General features: G+C 69.4%; 15 protein-coding genes, 1 tRNA gene and 1 pseudogene. 9 read left to right on the top strand and 8 right to left on the bottom strand.

From position 1 onward, the window contains the following. Positions 1-61: 61 nt before the first annotated feature. Positions 62-1,318: a M24 family metallopeptidase gene (locus tag AVJ23_RS12720; protein ID WP_058862582.1), complete on the bottom strand. Its 1,257-nt coding sequence runs from the start codon at positions 1,316-1,318 to the stop codon at positions 62-64. Between the two features lie 92 nt (positions 1,319-1,410). Here AVJ23_RS12720 and AVJ23_RS12715 point away from each other — a divergent pair, with 92 nt between their 5' ends. After that, positions 1,411-2,289, top strand: coding sequence for a LysR family transcriptional regulator (locus AVJ23_RS12715; protein WP_058862581.1), 879 nt, complete (start codon positions 1,411-1,413; stop codon positions 2,287-2,289). A 139-nt stretch (positions 2,290-2,428) separates the two neighbouring features. On the opposite strand, the gene AVJ23_RS12710 is transcribed toward AVJ23_RS12715, so the two are convergent. Together AVJ23_RS12710 and AVJ23_RS12705 are read right to left on the bottom strand one after the other, a co-directional pair. Beyond that, positions 2,429-2,504 (bottom strand) — tRNA-Ala (locus AVJ23_RS12710). A 116-nt stretch (positions 2,505-2,620) separates the two neighbouring features. Beyond that, a complete protein-coding gene (locus tag AVJ23_RS12705) occupies positions 2,621-2,941 on the bottom strand; it encodes a TIGR02300 family protein (protein WP_058862580.1) in 321 nt (106 codons plus the stop codon). Positions 2,942-3,060: 119 nt separating this feature from the next. On the opposite strand from AVJ23_RS12705, the gene AVJ23_RS12700 reads away from it, so the two are divergent. Genes AVJ23_RS12700 through AVJ23_RS12690 form a run of 3 tightly spaced genes read left to right on the top strand, consistent with a single transcriptional unit; the run spans position 3,061 to position 5,638 of the window. Beyond that, positions 3,061-3,756 carry a M48 family metallopeptidase gene (locus AVJ23_RS12700; protein ID WP_058862579.1) on the top strand — a complete coding sequence of 232 codons (696 nt, stop codon included), beginning with the start codon at positions 3,061-3,063 and terminating at the stop codon, positions 3,754-3,756. A gap of 53 nt (positions 3,757-3,809) precedes the next feature. Beyond that, positions 3,810-4,457 (top strand): GntR family transcriptional regulator, encoded by a 648-nt coding sequence (locus tag AVJ23_RS12695; RefSeq protein ID WP_058862578.1) that lies wholly within the window; start codon positions 3,810-3,812, stop codon positions 4,455-4,457. Positions 4,458-4,462: 5 nt separating this feature from the next. Continuing rightward, complete coding sequence (locus AVJ23_RS12690) at positions 4,463-5,638, top strand: cation:proton antiporter (RefSeq protein WP_240484638.1); 1,176 nt, start codon at positions 4,463-4,465, stop codon at positions 5,636-5,638. A 13-nt stretch (positions 5,639-5,651) separates the two neighbouring features. On the opposite strand, the gene AVJ23_RS12685 is transcribed toward AVJ23_RS12690, so the two are convergent. The 3 genes from AVJ23_RS12685 to AVJ23_RS12675 form a co-directional block, all read right to left on the bottom strand. Then, positions 5,652-6,062: a thioredoxin family protein gene (locus tag AVJ23_RS12685; RefSeq protein ID WP_058862577.1), complete on the bottom strand. Its 411-nt coding sequence runs from the start codon at positions 6,060-6,062 to the stop codon at positions 5,652-5,654. A gap of 29 nt (positions 6,063-6,091) precedes the next feature. Further along, positions 6,092-6,805 (bottom strand): cytochrome c biogenesis CcdA family protein, encoded by a 714-nt coding sequence (locus AVJ23_RS12680; RefSeq protein ID WP_058862576.1) that lies wholly within the window; start codon positions 6,803-6,805, stop codon positions 6,092-6,094. Between the two features lie 101 nt (positions 6,806-6,906). Then, a complete protein-coding gene (locus AVJ23_RS12675; RefSeq protein WP_058862575.1) occupies positions 6,907-7,869 on the bottom strand; it encodes an acetyl-CoA carboxylase carboxyltransferase subunit alpha in 963 nt (320 codons plus the stop codon). Here AVJ23_RS12675 and AVJ23_RS12670 point away from each other — a divergent pair. Beyond that, positions 7,861-8,763 (top strand): annotated as a pseudogene (locus tag AVJ23_RS12670) (AraC family transcriptional regulator); the annotation flags it as partial. The gene AVJ23_RS12675 and the pseudogene AVJ23_RS12670 sit on opposite strands and share 9 nt — an antisense overlap. 212 nt (positions 8,764-8,975) lie before the next feature. Here the strand turns inward: AVJ23_RS12670 and AVJ23_RS12665 are convergent. Continuing rightward, on the bottom strand, positions 8,976-9,578 hold the full coding sequence (locus tag AVJ23_RS12665) for a LysE family translocator (RefSeq protein ID WP_058862574.1): 603 nt from the start codon (positions 9,576-9,578) through the stop codon (positions 8,976-8,978). A gap of 72 nt (positions 9,579-9,650) precedes the next feature. Here AVJ23_RS12665 and AVJ23_RS12660 point away from each other — a divergent pair, with 72 nt between their 5' ends. After that, a complete protein-coding gene (locus tag AVJ23_RS12660) occupies positions 9,651-10,103 on the top strand; it encodes an Lrp/AsnC family transcriptional regulator (protein WP_058862573.1) in 453 nt (150 codons plus the stop codon). A 97-nt stretch (positions 10,104-10,200) separates the two neighbouring features. Here AVJ23_RS12660 and AVJ23_RS12655 read toward each other — a convergent pair whose 3' ends face one another. Then, positions 10,201-11,160, bottom strand: a complete 960-nt coding sequence (locus AVJ23_RS12655; protein ID WP_058862572.1) for an L-malyl-CoA/beta-methylmalyl-CoA lyase — start codon at positions 11,158-11,160, stop codon at positions 10,201-10,203. Positions 11,161-11,406: 246 nt separating this feature from the next. On the opposite strand from AVJ23_RS12655, the gene dgcN reads away from it, so the two are divergent. The 3 genes from dgcN (at position 11,407) to AVJ23_RS12640 (ending at position 14,499) form a co-directional block, all read left to right on the top strand. Further along, the gene (dgcN, locus tag AVJ23_RS12650) at positions 11,407-12,408 is read left to right on the top strand and encodes an N-acetyltransferase DgcN (protein ID WP_058862571.1); all 1,002 of its coding nucleotides are present in this window, start codon (positions 11,407-11,409) and stop codon (positions 12,406-12,408) included. Positions 12,409-12,549: 141 nt separating this feature from the next. After that, positions 12,550-13,515, top strand: coding sequence for an N-acetyl-D-Glu racemase DgcA (dgcA, locus tag AVJ23_RS12645; RefSeq protein WP_058862570.1), 966 nt, complete (start codon positions 12,550-12,552; stop codon positions 13,513-13,515). 120 nt (positions 13,516-13,635) lie between these two features. Beyond that, positions 13,636-14,499 carry a D-amino-acid transaminase gene (locus AVJ23_RS12640; protein WP_058862569.1) on the top strand — a complete coding sequence of 288 codons (864 nt, stop codon included), beginning with the start codon at positions 13,636-13,638 and terminating at the stop codon, positions 14,497-14,499. Positions 14,500-14,517 lie beyond the last annotated feature (18 nt).

Genomic DNA, 14,517 nt, shown 5'->3' with positions numbered 1-14,517 from the left:
AGCGTGAGCCCGCGAACGACCAACCGGAAACCGACACAAGCGCCCGCACGGTTCTCCCCCGTTACCGCAACAGGTCGTCTTCGAACGGGAAGCGCGACAGGAGTTCGATGCCGGTTTCGGTCACCAGCACCTGCTGCTCCAGCTTGACGCCCTCCTTGCCGCCTTCCGCGCCGATATAGCTTTCGACGCAGAGCGTCATGCCGGGCAGGATCTCTCCGTCATAGCCGGCATCGGGGAAGTCGCCGCGGTGGTAGAGATAGGGGTATTCGCCGGTCATGCCGCAGCCATGGGCCGAGAGGTAGTAGCGATTGGCGTAGTATTTATCGGGGATGTCCCAGGCGCGGTCGGCATAGTCGCGAAAGCTCATGCCGGGTTTCAGGATGCCCATGTTGTGTTGCACCTGCTCATGGGCGACCTTGTAGAGCTCGCGCTGCGTGTCGTCGGGCCTGTCGGGGCCGGAATGGAAGGTGCGCGAGAAATCCGAGTAGTAGCCGTGGCAGCCGACCACGTCCGTATCAAGCGCGATCAGCTCGTTTGCGCCGATCACGTGGGGAGAGCTTTCCTGGAACCACGGGTTCGTGCGCGCGCCGGCGTTGAGCAGGCGCGTCTCGCAATAATCCGCGTTCTGCGCGATGACCGACTGGTGCAGCACGGACCAGAGCTCGTTCTCGGTCAGGCCGGGGCGGATCGCGGCGCGCAGTTTCGCCACGCCGGCCTCGGTCGCGCGGAGCGAGGCGTTGACGCATTTCATCTCTTCTTCCGACTTGATGGCGCGGGCCATCTCTACCGGCTGCTGCGCATCCACGATACTCAGCCCGCAGTCCCGCAGCGCAATCGCGGTGCCGGCGTTCAGACGCTCCAACCCCACGGTGGCGCCGCGTCCGACTTGTTCCGTGATCAGCGCGGTCATCTCGATGGCCCAGGCCTTTTCGCGGGCCGCGATCTCGGGGCCTGCCGCGACGAAGCTGGCGGTGCTGGCGGGGCGCACCTCGTCAATCGTCTCGAAGCCTTCGGCCAGGTGGAGGCAGCCGGTGAATTCGAAGAGGATGGATCTGTGTTCCGTCAGAAGCAGGTAGCGCGAGGGCGCGTTGCGCTGCGAAAACACCTGCATGTTGCGCGCGCCGGTGGCGTAGCGGATGTTGACCGGGTCAGACAGGATCACCGCATCTACGCCGTGGCGCGCCATCTCGCGGCGCACCTGGGCCTGCCGGTAGAGGCGCACGGCCCGCAGGTCGATGCCGTCGCTTTCGGGGGCGCGGTCGAGCAGGGCGATCCCGGAGAGATCGCTGCGCTCCGCGTGCCAATCGAGTGTCGCCATGTCACGGCCTCCTGCAGCTTCAGCGCAACCTCTGCTATTCGTGGCCCTGCGTAAACGCTTGAAAAACTCCTGCATCCGGATAACCAAAAGGAATGCATCGCACCCGCAAATCCCTGCCGCCGCTCGATACGCTGGTCTTCTTCGACGCGGTCATGCGCAATGGCGGGTTCACCGCGGCCTCGTCCGAGCTCTATGTCTCTCAGGCGGCGGTCTCGAAACGGATCCGGCAGCTCGAGGACTGGCTTGGCACGCCCCTGTTCGAACGCGGCGCGCGCAGCCTGGCCGCCACGCCCACCGGCGCCAAGCTGGCCGAGCCGGTGGCCATGGCGCTCGACTATCTCGAGGCCTCGTTAGCGGGGGCGCGGGCGCCGGCAAGCCCGGCGGTGCGAATCGCGGCGAACAACGCGGTCTCAGTCTTCTGGCTGTTTCCGCGGATCCGGGCCTTTGCCATCGGCGCGGCCGCCTGCCCGGTCGAGACCGTGGTGTCGGACGATCCGGCGACCCTGCTCTCGGACGACCACGATCTGGCGATCATCTATGCCGCCGCGCCGCCCAACGGGTGGGAGGGCGAACGGCTCATGGACGAGGTGCTGACACCCGTACTGTCGCCGGCCTGCCGGGACCGCTTCGAGGCCGATCCGCAGAGCCTGTGCCTGCTGGACTACGACCGCGTCACGCCGGACTGGATCAACTGGGAGGTCTGGCTCAAGCGGCACGACCCGCCGATCCTGTCGGGCCTGCGCCGGGAGCCCTGCCGGACCTACAGCCATACCATCGGCCGCGCCATCGCGGGCGAGGGACTTGCCCTGGCGAGTGCCACGTTGCTGAAGGATGAGATCGGTTCCGGGGCGCTCGCGCCGCTGGGCCCGCATCGCGACCGGACGGGCAAGGGCTATTACCTCGTGCACCGCTCGGGCCCGGTCCTGCGCCGGCACGTGGCCGATTTCGCGGCATTCCTGTCAGGGGGGTGATTGAGCGGGAGGGCGTTGCCGTGTGCCCGGATCGGCAGCTCCTTGGCGCTGTCATCGGGCGCAATGCCCGGCAACCCGCGTGACGTTACGCCAAGCCGAAGGCCAGAGACCGCATCGAATTGGAAGGGTAGGAGGAGGATGGTGGAGCCTAGGGGGATCGAACCCCTGACCTCTACAATGCCATTGTAGCGCTCTCCCAGCTGAGCTAAGGCCCCATCTCCTGGGTGGCGCCAGCGGCGCCGTGTCGGGGTGATTACGCAAAGCCGGGGAGAGGTTCAAGCGGAAAAAACACCCCGGATCGCGATTTTCTCACCCCGCCGTCGCGGAAAGCTCAGCTCTCCTCGTCCTCGTTGGACACGTCGGTGATGTCGTCGAGCGAGACGTTGTCGTCCTCGTCGTCTTCCAGCACGTCATCGTCGTCCAGATCCACGTCGACATCATCGTCGTCGATCAGGTCGTCCGAGGTCTTGCCGGTGTCCTTGGACTTCTTCGCCTTGTCTTCGCTGTCGGCCGCGATCATGCTCTTCTTGCCGGTATCGAGGTTGACCACCTCGCCGGTATAGGGGCTGACGATCGGGTCGCGGTTGAGGTCGTAAAAGCGCTTGCCGGTGGTCGGGCAGACGCGTTTCGTACCCCATTCTTCCTTGGGCATGGGAGGTCCCCTTCGAACTCTTGAGTCTTGTCGACAATCAGCGTCCCCTGCCATAAGAGCACAAAGCTGTCAAAGCCTTTGGCGGTGACGCGGGCGGCATGGGCAACGCTGAGGGGCATATGGGGCAGATCCGGCTGACGGGCAACCCTCCGATCGAGGTCAACCTGCGGCGCTCGGCCCGGGCGCGGCGCCTGTCGCTGCGAATCTCGCAGCTGGACGGGCGCGTGACGCTGACCCTGCCGGACGCCGTGCCCGAGGCGCAGGGCGTGGCCTTTCTGCGCGAGAAGGAGGACTGGCTGCGCGGCCATCTTGCCCGCCAGCCGGGCAGCGTGACGATCCGCGCCGGCGCGCGCTTGCCGGTCGAGGGGGCGCTGCACGAGATCCGGCCGGGGCAGGGGCGCAGCGTGCGGCAGGCCGACGGCGTGCTCTGGGTGCCGGGGCCCGAGGCGCGCATCGCCGCGCGGCTCAAGGGCTGGCTCAGGGCGCGGGCGCGCGACCGGCTGTCGGAGGCCTGCGACCTGTATGCCGGCCGGCTGGGGCGCGGCTATGACCGGCTGACGCTGCGCGACACGCGCTCGCGCTGGGGGTCGTGCACCCATGATGGCGGGCTGATGTTCTCGTGGCGGCTGATCCTCGCCGATCCGCGCGTGCTGGACTATGTCGCCGCGCATGAGGTCGCCCATCTGCGCCATATGAATCACTCGGCCGCCTTCTGGGACCAGGTGCGCGCGCTCTACGGCGACTGGCAGCCGTCGCGCAACTGGCTGCGCGCCCACGGGCACGAACTGCACCGCTACCGCTTCGACGCGGGCTGAGCCCTGTCACGGCGCCATTGACGGGCTGCGGATTCGTGATCACAGATGGTGCCATGCAAGCTGCCGTGAAGCCCGAAATCGCCGTCTCGGCCCATGACCGCGTCTATCGCGGGTTGCGCACGCGTATCATGCACGGCCAGATCGGCCCCGGGGAGGCGCTGACCCTGCGCGGGTTGGGGCGCGAGTTCGGCGTCTCGATGACGCCCGCGCGCGAGGCGGTGAACCGGCTGGTGGCCGAGGGCGCGCTGCAGATGAGCTCTTCGGGGCGGGTCTCGACGCCCGAGCCCTCGAACGAGCGGATCGAGGAGCTGGCCGAGCTGCGCGCCCTGCTCGAGGTCGAGCTGGCCTCGCGCGCGCTGCCGCGGGCCCATATCGCGCTGATCGACCGCTTGCAGACCATCAATGGCGCCATTGCCGACGTGGTCAGCAACCGCGACGCGGTGGGCTATATCCGCACCAACCTTGAGTTCCACCGCACGCTCTACCTGCGCGCGCAGGCACCCGCCATGCTGGCCATGGCCGAGACGGTCTGGCTGCAGCTGGGCCCCACCATGCGCGCGCTCTACGGCCGGCTGCGCCGCACCGAGGCGCCGCAATATCACCGCCTGATCATCGCCGCGCTCAAGGCCGGGGACGAGCCCGGCCTGCGCCTTGCCGTGCGCACCGACGTCACGCAGGGTCTGCGCATGCTGGCGGGCTAGGCGCCGTGACCGGGTTGGCCGAGATCTTCATCGTACTGGGCGCGCTCTTCCTGGCCGCGCTTGCCGCCGACACGCTGGGCCGGCGCACGCGGGTACCAAGGGTCACCCTGCTGCTGCTGTTGGGGCTGGCCGTGGGCGAGGGCGGGCTGGGCCTGGTCAGCAACGGCGCGCTGCCCTTTGCCGATGCGCTCTCGACCATCGCGCTGACCATGGTGGCCTTCCTGCTGGGCGGCACGCTGCGCACCGAGACGCTGCGCGCCCATGGCCGCGCGATCCTGTGGCTGTCGGCGGGGATCGTGCTGGCCACGGTGGCGGTGGTGACCGGCGGGCTGCTGCTGCTGGGCGTGGCCGCACCATTGGCCATCCTCGCCGGCGCCATCGCAACGGCGACCGACCCGGCCGCCACGCAGGAGGTGCTGCGCGAGCACGGGGCCGAGACGCGCTTCACCCTGACGCTGCGCGGCGTGGTGGCGGTGGACGACGCCTGGGGCATGATCGTCTTTGCGCTCGCGCTGGTCGCCGCGCAGGCGCTGGGGGGCGAGGGCATGTCGCTGGACCATCTCTGGCGCGCCCTGTGGGAGCTGGGCGGCGCGCTGGCGCTGGGGCTCGCGCTGGGGCTGCCCGGCGCGGTGCTGACCGGCCGGGTCCGCGAAGGCGAGCCGCAGCAGGTCGAGGCGCTGGGGCTGGTCTTCCTGACGGCCGGGCTGGCGCTCTGGCTGGACGTCTCCTACCTGCTGGCGGGGATGACGGCGGGGGCGGTGATCGTGAACCGCGCCCTGCACCACGACTACGCCTTCCACGAGATCGAGCGCATCGAGTGGCCCTTCCTCGCGCTGTTCTTCCTGCTGGCAGGTGCCACGCTGGACCTTGCCGCGCTCTGGGCGATCGGCGGGCTGGGGCTGGCCTATGTGGTGCTGCGGATCGCCGGCCGCCTGCTGGGCGGCTGGCTGGGCGGCCGGCTGGGCGGGCTCGATGCGCGGGAAAGCCAGCTGTCGGGCGCGGCGCTGCTGTCGCAGGCCGGGGTGGCCGTGGGCATGGCGCTGGTCGCCGCGCAGGATTTCCCCGAGGCGGGCGAGATCCTGCTCTCGCTCGCCATCGGGACCACGGTGATCTTCGAGGTGATCGGCCCGCTGACCACCGCCTGGGCGCTGCGCCGCCTGTCGCGAAGTGCAACACCCTGAGGCCTGTCCCGGCTCAGCCGACGGCGGCGCCAAGCGCCGTGTCCATCAGCCCCTTGATCGCGCTCTGCGAGGTCTGCGCCACCAGCCGGCCCAACTCCTGCTCGCCCTTCAGCACGACCAGCGTCGAGCGGCGCGGGATGCGCAGCGATGTCGCCAGTTCCGAATCGCCGAACGCGTCCCAGTCCACGTCGATGAAGGTGATGTTGGCCTCGTAATCGGGGTTCTGGTCCTTGAGTGCCTTGATCACGCGCTCCTGCGCGGCGCAGGTCGAACACCAGTCGGCCTTGAAGTCGAGGAACACGGTGTCGCCCGCCTGCAGCCGCTCTTGCACCAGCCCCGGCGTGTAGGCCATCGGCGCGGCCGTGGCGGCGAAGGGCAGGGCGCAGGCGCCCGCGGTCAGGGTCAGAAAGGTCCGGCGGTCCATGAAAAGCCTCCTCTGGGTCGTGGACAAGGTCAAAGCGAAACGGAGAGGTCGATCAGCCAGGCCGGCAGGACGCCGATCAGCCAGGCCTCGATCACGTGATGCAGGCGGAAGAACAGCGCCAGCCCGACCGCGACAAAGGTCACGCCCAGGATCGGCCGCGCCACCCCGGCCAGCGCGCGCAGCCGTGCCGAGTGTCGCCCGATGGCGCCGCGCGTTCCGTAGGCGAGGCCAAGGATCAGGGTCGAGACCCCCAGCGCGAAGAAGATCATGATTGCCGTGGCGCGGCCCAGGCTCTCGCCCTGGCTGGCCAGGCTGATGGCGCCGCCCAGCGTCGGCCCGATGCAGGGGCTCCAGACCGCGCCCAGCAGCAGCCCGCCCAGGAACTGGCCGCGCAAGCCTTCGCGGTCGACATCGTCCAGCCGCGCATCGGCCTGCCGCGCCAGCCCGGCCGTGGCACCCTCCAGCACGGCGCCGGCCTGCGGCAGCAACAGCGCCAGACCGAACAGCACCATGACAATGGCGCCCGCGCGGGCGATCGTGTCGATATCCAGCCCGACCAGGTGGCCGAAGGCGGTGACGCCGACACCCAGCGTCACGAAGGACAGGCTCAGACCGCCGGCCATGGCCAGCGGCCCCAGCCGGCTGGCCTGCAGGGCGGTGGCGATGACGATGGGCAGCACCGGCACCACGCAGGGGTTGATCAGGGTCAGCAGACCCGCGCCATATGCGAACAGCAATTCCATGCGATGCACTATGTCGCAGGCGCGCGCCGTGTCACTGCACAACCGCCTGACATGCGGTCACTTGGATGTGGGATTTGTTACGCCGCGGGGCCGCGCCCGTATCAGGCCGCCAGCCCCTTGGAGCCGATGGCCAGGAATTTCGACCGCCGCGCCGCCACCAGCTCGGCCCGCGACGTGCCTGACATCTCGCTCAGCATCTGCCCGATCGCGGCACCCACCGCGGCCACGGTGTCGGCCGGTGCGCGATGCGCCCCGCCCAGCGGCTCGGGGATGACCCGGTCGCAGACGCCCAGCTTGAGCAGGTCCTGCGCGGTCAGGCGCAGCGCCTCGGCCGCCTCGCGCATCTTCTCGGCATCCTTCCACAGGATAGAGGCACAGCCCTCGGGCGAGATCACCGAGTAGACCGAGTGCTCCAGCATCGCCACCCGGTTGGCCGTGGCAAAGGCCACCGCCCCGCCCGAGCCGCCCTCGCCGATCACCACGCTGACCAGCGGCACGCCGATCTGCAGGCATTTCTCGGTGGCGCGCGCGATCGCCTCGGACTGGCCGCGCTCCTCGGCGCCCTTGCCGGGATAGGCGCCCGGCGTGTCCACCAGCGTGACCACCGGCAGGCCGAACCGGTCGGCCATGTCCATCAGCCGCACCGCCTTGCGATAGCCCTCGGGCCGGGCCATGCCGAAATTGCGCTTGAGCCGCGAGCCCGTGTCATGGCCCTTCTCGTGGCCGATCACCACCACGGGTTGGTCCTCGAACCGGGCCAGCCCGCCCATCACGGCCTCGTCCTCGGCAAAGTTCCGGTCGCCCGCCAGCGGCATGTACTCGGTGAACAGCGCCTCGATGTAATCCTTGCAATGCGGCCGCTCGGGATGGCGCGCCACCTGGCATTTCCGCCAGGGCGTCAGTTTGGCATAAAGATCCTTGAGCAGCTGCGCTGCCTTCTGGTCCAGCGCCGCCGCCTCGGCCGAGACATCCATCTCGGACGTGCCCCGCGCCATGGCGCGCAGCTCTTCCGCCTTGCCTTCGATCTCGGCCAGGGGCTTTTCGAAGTCGAGGTAATGGGTCATCCGCGGCGCCTCCGTCATGCTCGCCGCTATATGGCGCCGCCCGCCGGCGAATGCAACAAAGCGGCGAAAGGGCGATCGCGGGGCATTCCAGCAAGATTTGTCGCGCGTCCTGTGCTTGGATGGGCGCATGAGCCGCCGCAAGAGGCCGCTTGCCCGCCCATGTCCGACAGCTACGAAACCCGCATCCGCCGCGTGCTGCAACACATCTTCGACCATCCCGATGGCGATCTGTCGCTGGATGCGCTGGCCGACGTGGCGGCCCTGTCGCGCTTCCACTGGCACCGGGTGTTCCATGCCATGACCGGCGAGACCTGCGCCGAGGCGGTGCGCCGTGTGCGCACCCATCGCGCGGCAGTCTGGCTGGTCCAGACGGACTGGCCAGAGGAGACCGTGGCCCGGCGCGTGGGCTACGACAACCCGCAAAGCTTCGCGCGCGTCTTCCGGGCGCGCTACGGGATGAGCCCGCGCGCCTTCCGCGCCGCGGCGCGGCCCGACACGCTGGTCCACCCAAGCAGACCATCCAGGACAGGAGCCGACCCCATGCTGCCCATCGAGATCCGCGACCTCGCCCCCCTGCGCCTTGCCGCGCTGTCCCATGGCGGCGCCTATCACAAGATCGGCCGCGCCTTCGAACAGGTGGCGGCGGTCTTCGCGGCCCGCGATCTCTGGCCCGAGGCGCGCGGCATGGCCGGCATCTACCTCGATTCGCCCGCCGACACGCCCGAGGACCAGCTGCGCGCCGAAGCCGGCATCGTCGTGGGCGACCACGTCGCCATGCCCTCGGACCTGCATGCCGTCACGATCCCCGGCGGCCGCCACGCCGTGCTCACGCTCACGGGCCCCTATTCCGGTCTGCCTGCCGCCTGGGACCAGCTCTACGGCACCTGGCTGCCCGACAGCGGCGAGGAACCCGCCGATCGCCCGCCCTTCGAGCGCTACCTCAACGACCCCCCCAACCACCGCGCCCGCGGATCTCGTCACCGAAATCTGCCTGCCCCTGCGCTGACGCCGCCGCGCCCGGCTTTCATCTTTCCGAAAATACTCGAAAGCGGGGTCCGGGGGCGCAGCCCCCGGCCGGTCGGATCGCGTCAGCGATCCGAAACCGCTCAGGCCCGTCCGGCCAGCAGCACCGGCGCCATGGACAGGACCAGCAGCGCCGCCATGGTCCAGTTGAAGGCACGCAGCCGCGATGGCCGCGCCAGAAGGCGGCGCACCCCGGTGCCCAGCAGGGTCCAGGTCACCGCCGAGACCGTCCCCAGCGCGGCGAAGGTGCCCGCGACCCAGAGGATCGCGCCGATGTCGCGGCTCGCGGCGTAAAGCGTGATCGCCCCCAGCGCCATGGACCAGGCCTTGGGGTTGACCCATTGGAAGCCGGCCGCCTGCAGGAAGCTCAGCGGGCTGGCGCCCGCCTCGGCCTCGGCCGGCGGGGCGGCATGGGCGATCTTCCAGGCCAGGTAGAGCAGGTAGGCGACCGAGACGATGCGCAGCGCCAGGTAGGAAAGCGGCCAGAGATCGAAGACCTGCATCACGCCGAGGCCCACCGGCACGATCATCATCGGAAAGCCGAAGGCGACCCCTATCAGGTGCGGCAGGGTACGGCGCAGGCCGAAATTGGCGCCCGAGGCCATAAGCATCAGGTTGTTGGGCCCCGGCGTGAACAGCGTGGCGGCACAGAACAGGGCGAGGGCAAGCAGAAGATCCGGTGTCATGGCATAGGGATGCCGCAGGCCGCGTGGCGAAAGGTTGCAAGATGCAGCGAAAACTCGCTAGATTTGCAATTCATGAGCGATCTTGACGACATTGACCGCAGGATATTGCGCGCGCTGAGCCGGGACGGGCGGCTCAGCAACCTCGCCCTGTCCGAGCAGGTGGGCCTGTCGCCCTCGGCCTGCCTGCGGCGCACAGCGGCGCTGGAGCGTTCGGGCGTGATCCGCGGCTACCGCGCCGTGCTCAGCCCGGAGAAGACCGGCATCGGCTTCGTCGCCTACCTGACCGTGGGGCTCAGCCAGCACACCAAGCGCGCGCAGGAGGCTTTCGAGGCCGCGATGCAGGCGGCGCCGCAGGTGCGCGAATGTCACAACGTGACCGGGACGGTGGAATACCTGTTGCGGATCGAGGCGGCGGATCTCGCCGCCTACAAGCATTTCCATACCGAGATCCTCGGCGCGCTGCCGCAGGTCAACACGTTGACCACCTTCGTGGTCATGGGCTCGCCCAAGGATGAACGCGCCTGACCGGCCGGGCCCGCCGCGCGGCGCGACGGGCCCCCCGGATCTGGACGTTTCGTACGTTTCGGCGCCGCAAATCTCCGAATTGTCCGAAACGGCGGGCTCACATGCCGGCGATCATCTCGGACTGGCGCACGATGACCTCGGCCTGCTTGATCGAGGCGATGTCGATCAGCTTGCCCTTGTAAGTGGTCGCGCCCTCGCCGCGGGCCTTGGCCTCTTCCATGGCGGCAAGGATGGCGCGCGCATCGGCCACCGCTTCCTCGGTCGGGGTGAAGACCTCGTTGGCCAGCGCCACCTGCTTGGGATGGATCGCCCATTTGCCCACCATGCCCAGCGTGGCCGAGCGCAGCGCCTGGGCGCGGAACCCGTCATCATCCGAGAAATCGCCGAAGGGTCCGTCCACCGGCAGCACGCCATGGGTGCGGCAGGCGGCGACGATGGCGGCCTGCGCCCAGTGCCACGGGTCCGACCAGTGCTTCTGCCCCTCGCGGATCATGTAGTAATTCTCCTGCGTGCCGCCGATGCCGGTGGTGGCCATGCCCATCGAGGCCGCGAAATCCGCGGCGCCCAGGCTCATCGCCTCGAGCCGGGGGCTGGCGGCGGCGATCTCCTCTACATGGGCGATGCCGGCGGCGCTCTCGATGATGACCTCGAACTTGATCGGCTTGGCCCGGCCCTTGGCGCGTTCCACCGCGGTGACCAGCGCATCCACCGCGTAGATGTCGGCCGCGCAGCCCACCTTGGGGATCATGATCTGGTCGAGCCGCTCGGAGGCCTGTTCCAGCAGGTCCACCACGTCGCGGTACCAGAAGGGCGTGTCCAGCCCGTTGATGCGCACCGACAGGGTCTTGGCGCCCCAGTCGACATCGCCGATCGCCTCGATCGCCAGCTTGCGGGCCATGTCCTTGTCCGAGGGCGCGACCGAATCCTCGAGGTCGATATTGATCACGTCGGCGGCCGATGCGGCCATCTTGGGCGGCAGCTTGGTGTTCGAGGCCGGGCCGAAAAGCTGGCAGCGATTGGGGCGGGCCGGCGCGGCGGGCTGGATGCGGAAGGACATGTGATTGGCCTCGTGGAAGGAAGTTGCGCTTTTCTCGCTCCACGGGTTATGAAATTGCGCAATGCTGCGCAAGCGAAAAGACCGTCATTGGCGCGGGGCCCCGGGCGGGCGCATGCATGGATCTTCGAAGAAAGGGTGAAAAATCGGGCAGATCCCCCGGGATCGGGCGGGGGCGCGCCGGATTTCGGAAGCCTTTCCCGGACCCGGGCAGGCATGGTATCGCAAAACCTGACAAGGGAGAGCGCGATGATCGAGACACCGTATCTGCTGTTTCTGGGCGACGCGCCGGATGGGCTGGCCGCCAAGGTGGCACAGGGCATCCGGGACTGGCGTCCCGAGAACTGCGTGGGCCAGCTGCGCATGGAGGGCTGCAAGGCCGACCTCAAGCTGGAGGACATGACCCTGGAACAGGCCAAGGCCGCCGGCGCCAAGACGCTGGTGATCGGCGTGGCCAACCGCGGCGGCAAGATCAGCCAGGCCTGGAAGAAGGTGCTGGTGGCGGCGCTGGAGGAAGGGTTCGACCTGGCCTCGGGGCTGCACAACCTGCTGCGTGACGAGCCCGACCTCGTCGCCGTGGCCGAGGCGTGCGGGCGCAGCCTGCATGACGTGCGCGTGCCCGAGGTGGAGTATCCCATCGCGGACGGGCGCAAGCGGGCCGGCAAGCGGGTGCTGGCCGTGGGCACCGACTGCTCGGTCGGCAAGATGTACACCACGCTGGCGCTGGACGCCGCGATGCGGGCGCGCGGCATGAAGTCCACCTTCCGCGCCACCGGCCAGACCGGCATCCTGATCACCGGGGACGGCGTGCCGCTGGACGCGGTGGTGGCCGATTTCATGGCCGGCTCGATCGAGTGGCTGACGCCCGAGAACGATCCCGACCACTGGGACGTGATCGAGGGGCAGGGCAGCCTGTACCATGTCTCCTTCTCGGGGGTGTCGCTGGCGCTGATCCATGGCGGGCAGCCCGATGCGCTGGTGCTGTGCCACGAACCGACCCGCACCCATATGCGCGGCCTGCCGGATTACGGTCTGCCGGCGCTGGAGGCGGTGCGCGACCTGTCGCTGCAGCTGGCGCATGTGTGCAATCCCGACTGCCGCGTGGTGGGCGTGTCGATCAACACCCAGCACATGGGCGATGCCGAGGCCGAGCGCTATTGCCGCGAGATCGAGGACCGCATGGGCCTGCCCACGGTGGACCCGTTCCGCCACGGCGCCGACCGGCTGGCCGCGGCGCTGGCCGAGCTCTGAGGCCCTGCGCGGGGCGGACGGGACGGCGCTCGTGCCTGCGGCACCTCGCCCCGCCCGCCGTCCCGCAGGGCGCTCCGCCCCGGCCGCGCAAGGGCGATGGCCGGGTCTTTTCCGCAGCAAGACGCAACAGGAGGTGCCGCCATGGGCATCGAGGTAACCCGCGACGTGTTCCGGCTGGCCGAGGCGTTCACGATCTCGCGCGGCAGCCGGACCGAGGCAAAGGTCCTGACCGTGCGCATCACGCGCGACGGCGTGACCGGGCAGGGCGAATGCGTGCCCTATGCCCGGTATGACGAGACGCTGGACAGCGTGACCGGGCAGATCGCGGGGCTGCCCGACGGGATCACGCGCACCGCCCTGCAGGAGGCGCTGCCGGCCGGTGCGGCGCGCAACGCGGTGGATTGCGCGCTCTGGGACCTGGAGGCCAAGGCCGCCGGCAAACGTGTCTGGGAACTGGCGGGCCTGCCCGCGCCGGGCCCCGAGATCACCGCCTACACGCTGTCGCTGGGCGCGCCTGAGGACATGGAGGCCGCGGCGCGGCGCCACGCGCATCGCCCGCTGCTCAAGATCAAGCTGGGCACGCCGGATGACATGCCCCGGCTGGAAGCCGTGCGGCGCGGCGCGCCCGAGGCGCGGATCATCGTGGATGCCAACGAGGGCTGGTCGGCGCCCGTCTATGCCGAGCTGGCCCCGCATCTGCAGCGGCTGGGCGTGGCGCTGGTGGAACAGCCCCTTCCGGCGGGCGAGGACGAGGCGCTGCGCGGGCTGGACCGCCCTGTGCCGATCTGCGCCGACGAGAGCTGCCATGACCGCGCCTCGCTGCCGGGGCTGGCGGGCAAGTACGACATGGTGAACATCAAGCTGGACAAGACCGGCGGTCTGACCGAGGCGCTGGCCCTGCGCGCCGCCGCCCGCGAGGCGGGCTATGGCGTCATGGTGGGCTGCATGGTCGGCTCTTCGCTGGCCATGGCGCCGGCGGTGCTGGTGGCGCAGGGCGCCGCGGTGACCGACCTGGACGGCCCGCTGCTGCTGGCCGAGGATCGCGATGCGCCGCTGCGCTTCGACGCCGATGGCGTGCACCCGCCCGCACCGGCGCTCTGGGGCTAGGGGCGCGACGCAGGCGCCCGCTCGGGCTTTCGAACTTGTCTCACGCGGGGGCGCATTCTAAGACGACCGCGCCCGCCTTGCCTTTGGCCGCGCCGGTTCTTCACATCAAGGAGCATGACCATGACCCGCACCGTCTATGTCAACGGAGAGTACCTGCCCGAGACCGAGGCCAAGGTGTCGATCTTCGACCGGGCCTTCCTGATGGCCGACGGCGTCTACGAGGTGACCAGCGTGCTGGATGGCAAGCTGGTGGATTTCGAAGGCCACGCCAAGCGGCTGCAGCGCTCGCTGGACGAGCTGGACATGCGCGCGCCCTGCACCCCCGACGAGCTGCTGGAGATCCACCGCAAGCTGGTCGAGCTCAACGGCATCGAGGAGGGGCTGGTCTACCTGCAGGTCACGCGCGGGGCGGCGCCCGATCGCGACTTCGTCTTCCCTGACCCCGAGGAGGTGGCGCCCACGCTGGTGCTGTTCACCCAGTCCAAGCCGGGGCTGGCCGACAGCCCGGCGGCCCGGACCGGGATCCGCGTGATCTCGATCGAGGATGCCCGCTGGGCGCGGCGTGACATCAAGACGGTGCAGCTGCTCTATCCCTCGATGGGCAAGATGATGGCCAAGAAGGCCGGGGTCGACGATGCCTGGATGATCGAGGACGGCTATGTCACCGAGGGCACCAGCAACAACGCCTATTTCATCAAGGGCAACCGGATCGTCACCCGGGCCCTGTCCAACGACATCCTGCACGGCATCACCCGCGCCGCGGTGCTGCGCTTTGCGCGTGAAGCCCAGATGGAGGTCGAGGAGCGCAATTTCACCATCGACGAGGCCAAGGCCGCGGACGAGGCCTTCATCACCTCGGCCTCGACCTTCGTGATGCCGGTGGTCGAGATCGACGGCGTGGCGCTGGGCGACGGCACGCCGGGCCCGCAGGCGCGCCGCCTGCGCGAGATCTATCTCGACGAGAGCCGCAAGGCCGCCATCTGACGCCGACAGGGCCGGGGC

The sequence above is a fragment of the Pseudoponticoccus marisrubri genome (genome assembly GCF_001482405.1).
Taxonomy (GTDB): Bacteria; Pseudomonadota; Alphaproteobacteria; order Rhodobacterales; family Rhodobacteraceae; genus Pseudoponticoccus; species Pseudoponticoccus marisrubri.
This window is presented reverse-complemented; position numbering and strand designations above follow the sequence as displayed.

Coding starts and splice junctions, on each gene's coding strand:
- AVJ23_RS12695 (WP_058862578.1), top strand. CDS start 3,810: ATGCAAGCTGCCGTGAAGCCCGAAATCGCCGTCTCGGCCCATGACCGC.
- AVJ23_RS12660 (WP_058862573.1), top strand. CDS start 9,651: ATGAGCGATCTTGACGACATTGACCGCAGGATATTGCGCGCGCTGAGC.
- dgcA (WP_058862570.1), top strand. CDS start 12,550: ATGGGCATCGAGGTAACCCGCGACGTGTTCCGGCTGGCCGAGGCGTTC.
- dgcN (WP_058862571.1), top strand. CDS start 11,407: ATGATCGAGACACCGTATCTGCTGTTTCTGGGCGACGCGCCGGATGGG.
- AVJ23_RS12720 (WP_058862582.1), bottom strand. CDS start 1,318: ATGGCGACACTCGATTGGCACGCGGAGCGCAGCGATCTCTCCGGGATC.
- AVJ23_RS12715 (WP_058862581.1), top strand. CDS start 1,411: ATGCATCGCACCCGCAAATCCCTGCCGCCGCTCGATACGCTGGTCTTC.
- AVJ23_RS12655 (WP_058862572.1), bottom strand. CDS start 11,160: ATGTCCTTCCGCATCCAGCCCGCCGCGCCGGCCCGCCCCAATCGCTGC.
- AVJ23_RS12680 (WP_058862576.1), bottom strand. CDS start 6,805: ATGGAATTGCTGTTCGCATATGGCGCGGGTCTGCTGACCCTGATCAAC.
- AVJ23_RS12700 (WP_058862579.1), top strand. CDS start 3,061: ATGGGGCAGATCCGGCTGACGGGCAACCCTCCGATCGAGGTCAACCTG.
- AVJ23_RS12675 (WP_058862575.1), bottom strand. CDS start 7,869: ATGACCCATTACCTCGACTTCGAAAAGCCCCTGGCCGAGATCGAAGGC.
- AVJ23_RS12640 (WP_058862569.1), top strand. CDS start 13,636: ATGACCCGCACCGTCTATGTCAACGGAGAGTACCTGCCCGAGACCGAG.
- AVJ23_RS12665 (WP_058862574.1), bottom strand. CDS start 9,578: ATGACACCGGATCTTCTGCTTGCCCTCGCCCTGTTCTGTGCCGCCACG.
- AVJ23_RS12705 (WP_058862580.1), bottom strand. CDS start 2,941: ATGCCCAAGGAAGAATGGGGTACGAAACGCGTCTGCCCGACCACCGGC.
- AVJ23_RS12685 (WP_058862577.1), bottom strand. CDS start 6,062: ATGGACCGCCGGACCTTTCTGACCCTGACCGCGGGCGCCTGCGCCCTG.